The 15199-nt window shown below is 68.8% G+C and carries 10 protein-coding genes; 8 read left to right on the plus strand and 2 right to left on the minus strand.

Going from position 1 to position 15199, the window contains the following annotated elements; translation table 11 throughout:
- Positions 1 to 36: 36 nt before the first annotated feature.
- The 7 genes from FG99_RS07585 to FG99_RS07615 all read left to right on the plus strand — a co-directional run bounded on the left by FG99_RS07585 (position 37) and on the right by FG99_RS07615 (position 9001).
- On the plus strand, positions 37 to 642 hold the full coding sequence (locus FG99_RS07585; protein WP_009613526.1) for a YqiA/YcfP family alpha/beta fold hydrolase: 606 nt from the start codon (positions 37 to 39) through the stop codon (positions 640 to 642).
- An 11-nt stretch (positions 643 to 653) separates the two neighbouring features.
- On the plus strand, positions 654 to 2552 hold the full coding sequence (gene parE / locus FG99_RS07590; RefSeq protein ID WP_043268560.1) for a DNA topoisomerase IV subunit B: 1899 nt from the start codon (positions 654 to 656) through the stop codon (positions 2550 to 2552).
- Positions 2552 to 3562, plus strand: coding sequence for an esterase-like activity of phytase family protein (locus FG99_RS07595; protein ID WP_043268562.1), 1011 nt, complete (start codon positions 2552 to 2554; stop codon positions 3560 to 3562). The genes parE and FG99_RS07595 overlap by 1 nt, the downstream gene beginning before the upstream one ends.
- Positions 3559 to 4083 carry a retropepsin-like aspartic protease family protein gene (locus FG99_RS07600; RefSeq protein WP_009613520.1) on the plus strand — a complete coding sequence of 175 codons (525 nt, stop codon included), beginning with the start codon at positions 3559 to 3561 and terminating at the stop codon, positions 4081 to 4083. The genes FG99_RS07595 and FG99_RS07600 overlap by 4 nt, the downstream gene beginning before the upstream one ends.
- Positions 4084 to 4090: 7 nt before the next feature.
- Positions 4091 to 6355: a DNA topoisomerase IV subunit A gene (parC, locus tag FG99_RS07605; protein ID WP_009613518.1), complete on the plus strand. Its 2265-nt coding sequence runs from the start codon at positions 4091 to 4093 to the stop codon at positions 6353 to 6355.
- 155 nt (positions 6356 to 6510) lie between these two features.
- Positions 6511 to 7224 carry a PqiC family protein gene (locus FG99_RS07610; RefSeq protein WP_009613516.1) on the plus strand — a complete coding sequence of 238 codons (714 nt, stop codon included), beginning with the start codon at positions 6511 to 6513 and terminating at the stop codon, positions 7222 to 7224.
- Positions 7225 to 7366: 142 nt separating this feature from the next.
- Entirely contained in the window at positions 7367 to 9001 is a 1635-nt protein-coding gene (locus FG99_RS07615; protein ID WP_081884589.1) for a glycosyltransferase family 39 protein, read from the plus strand.
- A gap of 61 nt (positions 9002 to 9062) precedes the next feature.
- On the opposite strand, the gene FG99_RS07620 is transcribed toward FG99_RS07615, so the two are convergent.
- Positions 9063 to 10637 carry an AhpA/YtjB family protein gene (locus FG99_RS07620; RefSeq protein ID WP_043268564.1) on the minus strand — a complete coding sequence of 525 codons (1575 nt, stop codon included), beginning with the start codon at positions 10635 to 10637 and terminating at the stop codon, positions 9063 to 9065.
- 188 nt (positions 10638 to 10825) lie between these two features.
- On the opposite strand from FG99_RS07620, the gene serB reads away from it, so the two are divergent.
- Entirely contained in the window at positions 10826 to 12046 is a 1221-nt protein-coding gene (gene serB / locus FG99_RS07625) for a phosphoserine phosphatase SerB (protein ID WP_009613510.1), read from the plus strand.
- A gap of 1039 nt (positions 12047 to 13085) precedes the next feature.
- On the opposite strand, the gene FG99_RS07630 is transcribed toward serB, so the two are convergent.
- On the minus strand, positions 13086 to 15158 hold the full coding sequence (locus tag FG99_RS07630; protein ID WP_043268566.1) for an EAL domain-containing response regulator: 2073 nt from the start codon (positions 15156 to 15158) through the stop codon (positions 13086 to 13088).
- Between the last annotated feature and the right edge of the window lie 41 nt (positions 15159 to 15199).

Genomic DNA, 15199 nt, shown 5'->3' on the forward strand with positions numbered 1-15199 from the left:
GCAGGCAGCGGCTCGCTGCTTGTAGCCTCCCGCACCATGACCGATATCCTCTATATCCACGGCTTCAACAGCTCCCCCGCCTCGCAGAAGGCGCGCCAGCTCGCGGCTGTCATGGAGCGCCTGGGCTTGCAGGCGCACCTGCGGGTGCCCGAACTGCACCACCACCCGCGGCAGGCCATGGCCCAGCTGCAGGCGGCCATCGGCGAACTCGACCGGCCCTTGCTGGTCGGCAGTTCCCTGGGCGGCTACTATGCGACCCATCTCGCCGAGCGGCACGGGCTCAAGGCCCTGCTGATCAACCCGGCGGTGCTGCCCCACGGCCGTTTCGACGGCTACCTGGGGCCGCAGAAGAACCATTACAGCGGCGAGGAATGGGTGCTGACCCAGGACCACGTCGACGCCCTGGCGGAACTCGAAGTGCCGCCGCCGGTCGATGCGGCGCGCTACCAGGTGTGGCTGCAGACCGGCGATGAAACCCTCGACTACAAGGTCGCCGCGGTCTTCTACCGGGCCTGCGCCTTGCGCATCGAGGCCGGCGGCGACCACGGCTTCCAGGGCTTCGCCCGCTGGCTGCCGGCGCTGCTGGCCTTCGCCGGGGTGCCGGCGGGCCTGTGGCGCGACCTCGATTTCACAACTCTTTGAAAAGGGACCCCATGGCCCAGCAGAACGCCTATACCGCAGAAGCCATCGAAGTCCTCTCCGGCCTCGATCCGGTGCGCAAGCGCCCGGGCATGTACACCGACACCACGCGGCCCAACCACCTGGCCCAGGAAGTCATCGACAACTCCGTGGACGAGGCCCTGGCCGGCCACGCCAGGAGCGTGCAGGTGATCCTCCACGAGGACAACTCGCTGGAAGTGATCGACGACGGCCGCGGCATGCCGGTGGACATCCACCCCGAAGAGGGCGTGCCGGGGGTCGAGCTGATCCTCACCAAGCTGCACGCCGGCGGCAAGTTCTCCAACAAGAACTACCAGTTCTCCGGCGGCCTGCACGGCGTGGGCATCTCGGTGGTGAACGCGCTTTCCACCCAGGTGGAAGTGCGCGTCAAGCGCGACGCCAACGAATACCGCATGACCTTCGCCGACGGCTTCAAGGCCAGCGACCTGGAAGTCATCGGCAGCGTCGGCCGGCGCAACACCGGCACCACCGTGCGCTTCTGGCCCGACCCGAAGTATTTCGATTCGCCGAAGTTCTCCGTCAGCCGCCTCAAGCACGTGCTCAAGGCCAAGGCCGTGCTCTGCCCGGGGCTGTTGGTCACTTTCGAGGACAAGAGCAGCGGCGAGCGCGTCGAATGGCACTACGAGGACGGCTTGCGTTCCTACCTGGCCGACTCGGTGTCCGAGCTGCCGCGCCTGCCGGAAGAGCCCTTCTGCGGCACCCTGGCCGGCAGCAAGGAGGCGGTGGACTGGGCCTTGCTGTGGCTGCCCGAGGGTGGCGAGTCGCTGCAGGAAAGCTACGTCAACCTGATCCCCACGGCCCAGGGCGGCACCCACGTCAACGGCCTGCGCCAGGGCCTGCTGGATGCCATGCGCGAGTTCTGCGAGTTCCGCAACCTGCTGCCGCGCGGCGTCAAGCTGGCCCCGGAAGACGTCTGGGAGCGCATCGCCTTCGTCCTCTCGATGAAGCTGCAGGAGCCACAGTTCTCCGGGCAGACCAAGGAGCGCCTGTCGTCTCGCGAGGCGGCGGCCTTCGTCTCCGGCGTCGTGAAGGACGCCTTCAGCCTCTGGCTCAACGCCAACCCCGAGCTGGGCCTGCAACTGGCCGAGCTGGCCATCAGCAACGCCGGCCGCCGCCTCAAGGCGGGCAAGAAGGTCGAGCGCAAGAAGATCACCCAGGGCCCGGCACTGCCCGGCAAGCTGGCCGACTGCGCCGGCCAGGACCCGATGCGCGCCGAGCTGTTCCTGGTGGAGGGCGACTCCGCCGGCGGCTCGGCCAAGCAGGCGCGGGACAAGGAATTCCAGGCGATCATGCCGCTGCGCGGGAAGATCCTGAACACCTGGGAAGTGGACGGCGGCGAAGTCCTGGCCAGCCAGGAAGTGCACGACATCGCCGTGGCCATCGGCGTCGACCCGGGCGCCGCCGACCTGAGCCAGCTGCGCTACGGCAAGATCTGCATCCTCGCCGACGCCGACTCCGACGGCCTGCACATCGCCACCCTGCTGTGCGCTCTGTTCGTCCGCCACTTCCGCCCGCTGGTGGAAGCCGGGCACGTCTACGTGGCCATGCCGCCGCTGTACCGCATCGACCTGGGCAAGGAAGTCTTCTATGCCCTGGACGACGCCGAGCGCGACGGCATCCTCGACCGGCTGCTGGCCGAGAAGCGCCGCGGCAAGCCGCAGGTCACCCGCTTCAAGGGCCTGGGCGAGATGAACCCGCCGCAGCTGCGCGAAACCACCATGGACCCGAACACCCGGCGCCTGGTGCAACTGACCCTGGAAGACGCCGAGAGCACCGTCGAGATCATGGACATGCTGCTGGCCAAGAAACGCGCCAGCGACCGCAAGTCCTGGCTGGAGACCAAGGGCAACCTGGCCGAGGTCCTGGCCTGATGCGCCGCGTGCTGGCCGCCCTGGCGGCCGTGCTCGGCTGCGCCCAGGCCCTGGCGGACGCACCCGCGGCAGGGCAGGGGGCGACCCTGCAATTCCTCTCCGAGCACGCCGTGGAAGGCATGCCCGCGGGCAACCTGTCGGGGCTGGCGCTGTGCGGCGGCGAGCTGTGGACGGTGTCCGACCGCGACGACGACCGCCTCTACGGGCTGCGCCCGGACGAAACCCCGGGCAGCGTCTGGCAGGCCCGCGCCGAGACCTTCAGCGCGCCTGGGCTGCCCGACAGCGGCCTGTCCTGGGGCGCCCGCGCGCGCACCTGGCTGTATGGCCTGGTGCGCGGCGGGGCCATGGACTTCGAAGGCGTCAGCTGCGACGGCAAGGGCAACCGCTACCTGGTCAGCGAGGCCTATGCCGGCGTGCTGCGGGTGCCGGAGGCCGGCGCCGCGCAATGGCTGGAGCTGCCGCCGACGCTGCTGCGCCAGGCGCGCGCCAGCGGCCTGCTGATGGTCAACAACGCCTACTACGAAGGCCTGGCCATCGACGCCGACGGCAAGCGCCTGTGGCTCGCCGCCGAGCGTCAGCGCCGCGGCCTGCTGCGCCTGCGCAACGACAACGGCAGCTGGAAATGCGACGGCGCCTGCGTGCTGCTCAGCGAGGCCGGGACGGCGCTGCCGCCGCCGCAACTGGAAAGCGACAAGCCGCTGGCCCTGGACTTCTCCGACCTGGCGCTGTACCAGGGCAAGCTGTTCACCCTGGAGCGCCTGGTGCACCAGGTCTGCCGGCGCAACGCCGAGAGCGGCGCCGCCGAGCGCTGCTGGTCGTTCGCCGACGGCGCCCTGGCCCCGCAGCGCCGCTACGCCTTGCCCTACGGCGTAGCCGAGGCCCTGGTGATCGACGACAAGGGCGCCTGGATCGGCCTGGACAACGGCGATGCGGCCCGCGCCGATGGCGATGCGCGCCCCTACGTGCTGCGCTTCGCCGCCCCGGCGGAGGGCTGGCTGGGTGGCAAATGAACGACGCGCAACCCGGACGCCGCCTCGGCAAGGCCATGATGCTGCTCGCCTGGCTGGCCGGCATCGGCCTGGCCACGCACTTCTTCGGCCTGTGGGAAAAGCGCCAGCACAACCCCAACGTGCAGCCGCAGTCGCTGCACGGCGATGGCTACGTGGAGCTGCGCCTGCTGGGCAACCGCCAGGGCCACTACGTGTTCGACGGCCTGATCGACGGTGCGCCGGCGACCTTCCTGCTGGACACCGGCGCCAGCGCCGTGGCCGTGCCGGAAGCCCTGGCCCTGCGCCTGCAACTGCAGCGTGGCGCGCCCATCGACCTGGACACCGCCAACGGCCGCACCCGGGGCTGGCGCACGCGCCTGCAGCGCCTGGAGCTGGGCGACATCCTCTTGAAGGACGTGCCGGCGATCATCGCCCCGGGCATGGGCGGCAACGAGGTGCTGCTCGGCATGAGCGCCCTCAGACAACTCGAATTCTCCCAGCGCGACGGCACCCTGGTGCTGCGCCAGAACACTTCCCCGTGAGGCACGCATGAGCGAAACCCTCGATCTGAGCCTGGAAGGCGTGGAGCGTCGCTCCCTCGCCGAGTTCACCGAACAGGCCTACCTGAACTACTCCATGTACGTGATCATGGACCGCGCCCTGCCGCACATCGGCGACGGCCTGAAGCCCGTGCAGCGGCGCATCGTCTACGCCATGAGCGAACTGGGCCTGGACGCCGACTCCAAGCACAAGAAGTCGGCGCGCACCGTCGGCGACGTACTTGGCAAGTACCACCCCCACGGCGACTCGGCCTGCTACGAAGCCATGGTGCTGATGGCCCAGCCGTTCTCCTACCGCTACCCGCTGGTGGACGGCCAGGGCAACTGGGGTGCGCCGGACGATCCCAAGTCCTTCGCCGCCATGCGCTACACCGAGGCGCGCCTGTCGCGCTACGCCGAAACCCTGCTCTCCGAGCTGGGCCAGGGCACTGCCGACTGGGTGCCGAACTTCGACGGCACCATGCAGGAGCCGGCAGTGCTGCCGGCGCGGCTGCCCAACCTGCTGCTCAACGGCACTACCGGCATCGCCGTGGGCATGGCCACCGACGTGCCGCCGCACAACCTGCGCGAAGTGGCCGCGGCCTGCGTGCGCCTGCTCGACCAGCCGGACGCCGGCGTCGGCGAGCTGCTCGAACACGTGCAGGGCCCGGACTTCCCCACCGAGGCGGAAATCATCACCCCGCGCGCCGACCTGCAGAAGATCTACGAGACCGGCCGCGGCTCGGTGCGCATGCGCGCCGTGTACCGCGTCGAAGACGGCGATATCGTGGTCACCGCGCTGCCGCACCAGGTCTCCGGGGCCAAGGTGCTGGAGCAGATCGCCGCGCAGATGCAGGCCAAGAAGCTGCCGATGGTCGCCGACCTGCGCGACGAGTCGGACCACGAGCACCCCACCCGCATCGTCATCATCCCGCGCTCCAACCGCGTGGACGCCGACGAGCTGATGACCCACCTGTTCGCCACCACCGACCTGGAAAGCTCGTACCGGGTGAACCTCAATGTCATCGGCCTGGACGGCAAGCCGCAGGTCAAGGACCTGCGCCAGCTGCTCAGCGAATGGCTGACCTACCGCACCGACACCGTGCGCCGCCGCCTGCAGTTCCGCCTGGACAAGGTGGAGAAGCGCCTGCACCTGTTGGAAGGCCTGCTGATCGCCTTCCTCAACCTCGACGAGGTGATCCACATCATCCGCACCGAGGACCAGCCCAAGCCGGTGCTGATGGAGCGCTTCGCCCTCACCGACGTGCAGGCCGACTACATCCTCGACACCCGCCTGCGCCAGCTGGCGCGCCTGGAAGAGATGAAGATCCGCGGCGAGCAGGACGAGCTGGCCAAGGAGCGCGCCAAGCTGCTGGCGATCCTCGGTTCCAACGCCAAGCTGCGCAAGCTGGTGCGCGACGAGCTGATCGCCGACGCCGAGACCTATGGCGACGACCGCCGCTCGCCGATCGTCGAGCGCGCCGAGGCCAAGGCCCTCTCGGAAACCGAGCTGATGCCCACCGAGCCGGTCACCGTGGTGCTTTCCGACAAGGGCTGGGTGCGTTGCGCCAAGGGCCACGACATCGACGCCGAAGGGCTCTCGTACAAGGCCGGCGACACCTTCAAGGCCGCGGCGCCGGGGCGCTCGAACCAGTACGCGGTGTTCATCGACTCCACCGGGCGCAGCTACTCGCTGGCGGCCCACAGCCTGCCGTCGGCGCGCGGCCAGGGCGAGCCGCTGACCGGCCGCCTGACGCCGCCGCCGGGCGCCAGCTTCGAGCGCGTGCTGCTGCCCGAGGACAACGCCCTGTACGTGCTGGCCTCGGACGCCGGCTACGGCTTCGTGGTCAAGGGCGAGGACATGCAGGCCAAGAACAAGGCCGGCAAGGCCCTGCTCAGCCTGCCCAATGGCGCCCAGGTCATGGCCCCGCGGCCGGTGGCCGACGTCGAGCAGGATTGGCTGGCGGCGGTGACCACCGAGGGCCGCCTGCTGCTGTTCAAGGTTTCCGACCTGCCGCAGCTGGCCAAGGGCAAGGGCAACAAGATCATCAGCGTGCCGGGCGAGCGCGTGGCCAGTCGCGAGGAATACCTGACCGACCTGGCAGTTCTGCCGCCGGGGGCGACCCTGGTGCTGCAGGCCGGCAAGCGCACCCTGTCGCTACGCGGCGACGACCTGGAGCACTACAAGGGCGAGCGCGGACGGCGCGGCAACAAGCTGCCGCGTGGCTTCCAGAGGGTCGATGCGCTGCTGGTCGAGTCACTGTCTCAGGACTGAAACGCTCTGCGATACACTCTGCCTCTGGAGCTATGGCGCCGGTTAAGGGATGATAGGTCCCTTTGACGCTGGCGCCATGGCTCCATTGTCGTTTTGGTTTGTGGTTTTTTGTAGCAAGTGACGCCGATCTTCGGCGAATTAACGGTGATTGCACGATGAGCGCCCTGCGCGTCCTCGCATGTCTTTCCCTCGTCGGCCTCCTCGGGCTGGCGGGCTGTACGGTGAATCGGCCGACGCAACTGTACCAACTGGATGCCGGTGCGACCCCGCTGCCGACCCGCGACAACGGTATCGCCGTACTGCTCGGTCCGGTGCAGCTGGCCGACTACCTGCAACGTGAGTCCATGGTCCAGCGCCAGGCCGATGGCATCCTCAACCTGTCCACCGAGGCGCGCTGGGCCGGCAGCCTGGAAACCAACGTCAGCCAGCTGCTGGTGCGCCAGCTGTCCAGTAGCCTGGACACCACCCGCCTGGCGCTGTTCCCGGAACAGCCGGGGTTCACCCCACAGGTGCAGGTGATGCTGACCATCACCCGCCTGGATTCCGGCCCGAAGGAGCCGGCGGTGCTGGATGCGCGCTGGCGCCTGCTCGACCAGAAGGGCACGCTGCGCGACAGCCGCGTGTTCCACGAAGAGGAAAAGCACGACGGCAGCCTGCAGGACCAGGTCCGTGCGCAGAGCGAACTGCTGCGCCGCCTCGCCGGGCAACTGGCCCAGGATGTGCGCCCGGTGGCGGTGGCCGCCGAGCAGCCGGCCGCTCCGCGCAAGCCGGCGGCGAACACCGAGCAGGCCGCCAAGCCCAAGGAAGAAGGGCCGAAGATGCCGCTGGTGGTGCCCATCCACAACAACGTCGAAGTCTTCCGCTTCTGATCGGCCGTGGCCCGCGAGCATTCTCCTCCGCGGGCCGTCTTCATTGACGATTTCTTGACCGCGACGGTGCTAACAAGGCAGCGGTTCTGCCGGCACCGTTGATCGGAATCCCTTCGATCGGCCCCCGGCGGGGGGTAAGCCCTTGCCAGCCTCCCTCTCCCTGTCGCCCTCCAGGCTGGCCAGCCTGGGCCCGGCCGCCCGCGCCTGGCTGCTGGGCGCGCTCGCCCTGTTGCTGTTCTGCGCCCAGGCCAAGGGGCGGGCTATCATCGGCTTCGACTCGCGTTTCGTGCTGTTCGCCCAGGAAATGCTGCGCCACGGGCCGAGCCTGTTCCCCACCACCTATGGCGAACCCTACCCGGACTATCCGGGCACCTCGACGCTGTTCATCTACCTGCTGTCGCTGCCGTTTGGCCGCGTCGACAGCCTGGCCGCCTGGCTGCCCTCGGCGCTGGCCGCGGCGGCGCTGGTGGCCCTGGTGTACCGCCTGTTGGAGCCGATCTCGCCGCGTTGGGCGCTGCTCGCCGTGGCGCTGTTGCTGCTCACCGCGACCTTCGTCAGCGAGACCCGCGCGGTCTCGCTGGACCAGATGGTCGCGGCGCTGGCCCTGGGCGCCTTCTACCTCGCCTATCGCGATCGTGAACGTCCGCTACCGGCCCTGCTGGCAAAGCTGGGGGCGCTGCTGCTGGGCGGTTTCCTGGTCCGTGGCCCCCTGGGCCTGGTGATTCCCGCCGCAACGGTCTGCGCCTGCTGGCTGGCGGCGCGGGACTGGCGCCGGCTGCTGGTCTTCGGGCCGTTCGCCGCGGCCCTGCTGGTGTTCTGCTGCCTGGCCCTGCTGGGCGCCGCCGAGCTGAGCGGCGGCCCCGGTTTCGTCCGGGAGGTGTTGCAGATGCAGGTCATCGGTCGCATCGACGGTAGCGCCGGGGCCAGTTCGCCCTTCTATTACTTCCTCAGTGCGCCCGGCAATTACGCCCTGGTGTTCCCCCTGGCGCTGCCGGCGCTGTTGCTGCTGCCCGGTGCGCGCGGAAGGGGAGAGGCGGAGGGCACGCGGATACTGCTCTGGGCCTGCGTTCTGGCGGCGTTGCTGGTGATGCTCGGGCTTTCCGTACCGCAGGCGAAGAAGGCCCGCTACATCCTGGCGGCGGCGCCCTACATGGCGATAATCGCCGCCTATCCCTTTCACGTGACCGGCAGCCGCCTGGCTTCGGCGTTGCGCTGGGTGATGCAGTGCGTCTGGTTGGTTCTGCCCGGGTTGCTGGCGTTGGCACTGGTGCTCGCCTGGCGGCGTCTGGGCGGAGCCTTGCAGGCTTACCAGCTCGCCCTGTACGTCACCCTGGCGCTGTTGCTGCTCCTGCAGGGCTCGGCCCTGTGGCTGTTGCGCCACCGGCGGCTGCGGGCTTTGGGACTGGCCGGCTGCGCCGTGCTGGCGTTGTGGGCGGCCTATATCCTCGCCTTCGAACCCATGGAGCGCGGGCTGTACGGCACCCGCGCCTTCACCCTGGCTGCCGACGCGGCCGTGGCCGCCAACCCGGCGCCGGTGGCTTTCGTCGGCCTGGGCAAGGACGCCAAGGCGATCAAGTACCTGGTCAACCTCGACCACGACCTGGCGCCGCGCTTCATCGATCAGGACAGCCAACTGCAGGGCCTGCGTGGTCCGCTCTACCTGGTGATGTCGGCGGCGCGCCTGCGGGCCGTGCAGCCGGCGGCCCTGGCCGGCCTGAAGCCGCTGGTGGCCGCCGACTTCGACCACGAGCCCCATGTGCTGCTGTACCTGCCCTGAGACCGCTCGATAGCAGGTTGCAGAAGGAGGCCGGCCGCCCGATGAGCGGCCGGCAGCGCGGTCAGGAAGTGCGCAGGGCGCGCATGCGGGTGAGCTGGCGTTCCAGCATCGACGGGTAGGGTTCCTTCAGCCATTCCACGCAACTGGCCTCGGCCGGGTTGGCGATGGCGCGGACGCGGGCGCGCTGGCGCACCTGCTCGTCCTCGGCGATGGCGCGCTCGATCAGCAGCAGGTTGCGGCTGTGCTGGCTGAGGTTCAGGGCGTTCTGCACGGCGCCTTCCTGCAGCAGCTCGGCCTGGGCCAGTTCCGCCAGCTCGTCGCCCTGGGTCAGGCCCAGTTGCAGCTGCAGGGTAATGCCGCTGTCCACCACCTCGATCTGCAGGGCGTGGCCGAGGGCGCGCATCAGCTCGCCGCAGCACAGGGCATGGGTGAGGTAGTCGTCGTCGTCGCGGGCGTGGAAGAGGATCAGGCTGCCGCCGTCGCTGAGGGTGAACAGCTGGCCCTTGTACAGCCGTGCGGCCTGTTCCAGGCAGTCGCGGTAGCGCTCCAGCAGGTCCACCAGGCGGCTGCGCGGCAGGCGCCGCAGCTGTTCCTGGTTGCCCAGTTGCACGGCCAGCACGGCGCAGGGGTTAGGCAGCTGTGGCTCGGGTTCTTCCTCGGGCTCTTCGGCGATTTCGGCGGCTTCTTCGGAGAAGTCCTCGGCGAACGCCTCAGTGGCCATGGGCGTTTCGTCGTGCAGCTCGTCCTCGGCGAAGATGTTCTCGTCGAACTCGTGCTCGTCGCGCGGCAGGTCGAGGCGGGGTTCGCGTTCGTCGTCCGGCTCGCTGGCGATGTCGTCGGCGACGGGCCTGGCCGGCTTCTCCGCGGCTTTCGCCAGGGTCGGCGCGGCCGCCTTGGGCGCGGGCTTGCGCGGCGCGGGAGCGGGCTCGGGGGCTGGCGGCTTCTCCGGCACCAGGCGTGCCTGGAGCTGGCGGGCCAGGTCGCCGATCTCGTTCTGCAGGCCGGCGCCGGGGGCGGGGTCGTCCGGGTCGCGCAGCCACACGCGCAGCTGCAGCAGCGGGGTGGAGATGTGGCGGCCCAGGCGCAGGCTGAGGGTCAGGGTGAGCAGCAGCAGGATCAGGCTGATCAGGCCCATGCTCTGCAGGCTGACCATCATCGGCTGCTGGAACTGTTCCATGTCCAGGCTGATGCGCAACTGGCCGGCCATGACCTCCTGGAAGGTGATCTGCGTCGAGTAGACGCCCTCGCTGTCGCCCAGCAGGCCCTGCTTGGGCCGCGAGCCGGCCTCGGCCAGGGTGCGGCCGTCGGCGCTGTAGATGGCGGCGTGGGCCACCAGCGGGTTCTTGGTCAGGTTGCCCAGCAGCACGTTGAGGCTGAGGATGTCGTTGGACACCAGCAGCTCGGTGGCCGAGGCCGCGGTCTGGGTGGTCAGGCTCTGGCCCACGGCGTCGGCCTGCTGGTGCATGGCCTGCTTGAACTGCATGCCCATCACCCAGGCGTAGATCAGCAGCGCCGCCGCCACCAGCACCAGGCTGTGGATGGCGATGCGCAGGGCGATGGGCACCCGGCGCTGGCGCAGGGCGTGATACAGCAACAGGAAGAAATTATCGGGCTTGACGGACGTGGGCCGGGTCACAGCGGGCTCGGTCTTCTATGAAGGACAGTCCCGGCAGTATAACGGCGCCCCGGAAGCGGGCAAAGCGCCGGTCCGTCCGTGATCCGGACGGCACGGACGATCCGATCGGCGGTTGTGCCGCCGGCGGGCGAGGCGGCGGCCGAGAAAGGCGCTAGAATGTGCGCTTTTTCCATGGCGGAGACTGCGCCTTGCGCGAAATCGTCCTGATCAACATCACCGGGGAAGACCGCCCCGGTCTCACCGCTGCCATCACCGGCGTGCTGGCCCAGGGCGGGGTGAACATCCTCGACATCGGCCAGGCGGTGATCCACGACACCCTGTCCTTCGGCATCCTGGTGGAGATTCCCGACACCGAGCGGGCCTCCGCAGTCCTCAAGGACGTGCTCTTCACCGCCTACGAGCTCGACCAGCAGGTGCGCTTCACCCCCGTTTCCGAGGCCGACTACCAGCAATGGGTCGGCGGCCAGGGCAAGCCGCGCCAGATCGTCACCCTGCTGACGCGCCGGGTGACCGCCGAGCAGTTGCAGCGGGTCAGCTCGATCACCGCCAAATACGGGCTGAACATCGACCACATCGACCGCCTGTCCGGGCGCATGCCGCTGGACATGCCGGCCGAGCGCGGCAAGGGCTGCATCGAGTTCTCCGTGCGCGGCGAGCCAGCCGACCCGGTGGCCCTGCGCGCCGAATTCCTCAGCGTGGCCCAGGAGCTGAACGTCGACATCGCCTTCCAGCGCGACTCGCTGTACCGCCGCAACCGCCGCTTGGCGGTGTTCGACATGGACTCGACGCTGATCGAGGCCGAGGTCATCGACGAGCTGGCCAAGGCCGCCGGCGTCGGCGAGCAGGTGTCGGAAATCACCGAGCGGGCGATGCGCGGCGAGCTGGACTTCCGCGCCAGCTTCAAGGAGCGCCTGGCGCTGCTCAAGGGCCTGTCCGAGGACGTGCTCGAGGAAATCGGCGCCTCTCTGCGCCTGACCGAGGGCGCCGAGACGCTGTTCGCCGAGCTCAAGCGCCTGGGCTACAAGACCGCGATCCTCTCCGGCGGCTTCACCTATTTCGCCCGCCAGCTGCAGGCGAAGCTGGGCATCGACTACGTTTTCGCCAACGAGCTGGAGATCGTCGACGGCAAGGTCACCGGTGTGGCCATCGAGCCGATCGTCGACGCCCAGCGCAAGGCCGACCTGCTGCGCGAACTGGCGGCGAAGGAAGGCCTGCAACTGGAGCAGACCATCGCCGTGGGCGACGGCGCCAACGACCTGCCGATGCTCGGCCTGGCCGGCCTGGGCGTGGCCTTCCGCGCCAAGCCGCTGGTCAAGCAGTCGGCCAAGCAGGCCATCTCCACCCTGGGCCTGGACGGCATCCTCTACCTGCTGGGCTTCCGCGACCGCGAGGGCGTGGACGGGCGCTGAGGCGCTGTGGGAATACCGGCCTGCCGGCCGGATCGCGGATGAATCCGCTCCTACGGGAAATGCCGTGCCCATGGCGGTGTCCGCCGCTTCCGGCTGTTGGTGTATCGGCGGATAACCGCGAACGGTTATGCGCCCACCGAGCCCCGCCACGGAGCTTGGTGTCGACCTGTAGGAGCGCGCCCTGCGCGCGATTCGCGGGCAGGGCCCGCTACAAATGAATCCGTGCGCCGAGGTGCCTTTCGTAGAATGGGTTGAGTTTACGAAACCCATGCGGCCGTGGTGATGGGTATCGCTTCGCTCAACCCATCCTGCGTTTGCCGGAAGGCACAGGAGTATCGGCGGATAACCGCGAACGGTTATGCGCCCACCGAGCCCCGCCACGGAGCTTGGTGTCGACCTGTAGGAGCGCGCCCTGCGCGCGATTCGCGGGCAGGGCCCGCTCCTACAAGTGAATCCGTGCGCCGATGTGTCTTTCGTAGGATGGGTTGAGTTTACGAAACCCATGCGGCCGTGGTGATGGGTATCGCTTCGCTCAACCCATCCTGCGTTTGCCGGAAGGCACAGGAGTATCGGCGGATAACCGCGAACGGTTATGCGCCCACCGAGCCCCGCCACGGAGCTTGGTGTCGACCTGTAGGAGCGCGCCCTGCGCGCGATTCGCGGGCAGGGCCCGCTCCTACAAGTGAATCCGTGCGCCGATGTGTCTTTCGTAGGATGGGTTGAGTTTACGAAACCCATGCGGCCGTGGTGATGGGTATCGCTTCGCTCAACCCATCCTACGTTTGTCGGAAGGCGCGGGAGTATCGGCGGATAACCGCGAACGGTTTGCGCCCTACCGATCACCCGCTACGGAGCTTGGTGTCGACCTGTAGGAGCGCGCCCTGCGCGCGATTCGCGGGCAGGGCCCGCTCCTACAAGTGAATCCGTGCGCCGACGTGTCTTTCGTAGGATGGGTTGAGTTTACGAAACCCATGCGGCCGTGGTGATGGGTTCGCTTCGCTCAACCCATCCTGCGTTTGCCGGAAGGCGCGGGAGCGGATCACTCCTCCGAAGAGAAGTCGTAATCCATCGCCTGGCTCGGGCCCTGCAGGTAGCGGCCCTGGATGTAGTTGGCGCCGGCCTGCCAGAGGGTGGCCAGGGCCGTGGCGCTCTCCACCATGGGCACTATGGTCAGCTTGGCCTGGGCGTGCAGGCTGGCCATCAGGGTGCGCAGGTTTTCCTGGTTCTCCGGACGGCTGAGGTCCTGCACGTAGGAGCCGTCGATCTTCACGAAGTCGACGTTCATGTGCTTGAGCGTGTTGAACGGGTTCAGCGCGCAGCCGAACTGGCCGAGGGCGACCTGGCAGTGCAGCTCGGCGAGGCCCTGGCTCAGGGCCTTGGCCTGCTTGAGGTGGGCCACGGCGTCGGTTTCGCTGACCTGCAGGATCAGCGAGTCGGCCGGCAGGCGCGCGGCTTTCAGCGCCACCGCCAGCCAGGGCAGCAGCCCGGCGTCCTGCAGGCTGGGGCCGGACAGGTGCACGAAGAGCTTGGTGTTGTGGCCCTTGGCGCGGTGTTCGGCGAGCAGCTTGATGGAGTTGAGCAGCACCCAGCGGTCGATGCGCTCGGCCAGGCCGCCGGCCTTGGCCGCGCCGAAGAAGTCGGCGGCGGGCACTTCCTCGCCCTGCGGGTTGAGCAGGCGCAGCAGTACTTCGTACAGCTCGTGGCTGTCGCCGCGCAGGCTGATGATCGGCTGGAACAGCAGGCGGAAGGCATTTTTCTCCAGCGCCTGCTGGATGATCGCCAGCAGGTCGCCGCGGCTGGCGGCGGCGGCCAGTTCGTCGGCCGGGTCGTAGAGCTTGATGCCGTTGCCCTCGGCCTGGGCGATTTCGTCGGCGCAGCGATGGGCGCGGTCGATGACGTCCTGGGCGCGGCTGGTCTTTTCGTCGAGCCCGGCGCAGCCGATCGACAGGGTGACCTGGGCGGTGCGCCCGTGGATGTCGAACAGGTGGCCCTCGACCTTCTTCAGCAGGCTGGCGAACAGGGCCTTGCTCTGTTCCGGCGTCTGGCTGTCGAGCAGCACGCTGAAGGCGTCGTCGCTGAAGCGGGCCAACTGCACGCTCTCGGGGAAGTGCTCGCGCAGCAGGTGGGCGAGGTCGGCCAGCAGCAGGTCGATGCTGGCGATGCCCAGGCTCAGCTGCAGGTGCTGCGCGCGGTCGAGCAGCAGGTAGGCGAGGGTGGCCGGCTGGCCGGCGGTGACGGCGCGCTCCACGGCGGCATCCATCAGGTCGAGGAAGTGGGCGCGGTTGAACAGGCCGGTGACCAGGTCCTGGCTGCTGACCTCGCGCAGCTTCTCCTGCAGCTCGCTGTTGTCCTGCTCGGCGCGGATCACCACCTGGATGCACGGCTCGCCGTCGTAGGTGGCCGGCGAGAAGCCCATGCGCGCGCGGAACCTCTGGCCGTCGACGCGCACGCCGTCGCACAGCAGTTCGTTGTCGCCCTCGCCGTGCTGGTAGCCCTTGAGGAAGTCCTTGAAGGTGGCCTGGTCGGCGGCGGCGATCAGGTCGATCATCGGCAGGCCTTCCAGTTCCTCGGCGTCCTCGTAGCCGAACATCGCGACGTAGGCGCGGTTGGCGTAGATGTGCATGCCGTCGTGGACGTAGGTGATGGCGTCCACCGAGCTGTCCAGCAGCAGCTGGCAGCGCTTTTCCGCCTCGCGCAGGGCGACCTCGGCGGTGCGCCGGGCGCGGCGTTCCTCCAGGGCGGCGAGTTCGCGGTTGGCCACCAGCACCAGGCGCTCGTCCTCGCCCTGGGGCAGGGCGTCCTGGGCGCCCAGGGCCAGGGCCTCGGTGATGCTGTCGGAATCGTTGCCTTCGACCAGTTGGATGAAGGGGATGTCCTTGGCCTGGCGGCGCAGGCTGGCCAGAGCCTCCTCCGGCGCCAGCGCACTGCTTTGCGGGGCGGCGATCAGCAGGTCCCAGGTCTGTTGCAGGGCCTCGCCGAGGTCTTCGCTGGAGGTCACGCGGTGGACGCGGGTCGCACGCCCGGCGTTGCGGAACAGGCTGACCAGACGTTCGGCCTCGTTCTGCGAGTCTTCCAGGATCAGCAGGCGGACGGTTTTCTTTTCATTGGCCATGAAGAGCTGCTTATGGCGCGCCGGACGGCAGCCAGGAGGCG

It is taken from the genome of Pseudomonas sp. AAC, assembly GCF_000725445.1.
GTDB lineage: Bacteria > Pseudomonadota > Gammaproteobacteria > Pseudomonadales > Pseudomonadaceae > Pseudomonas > Pseudomonas citronellolis.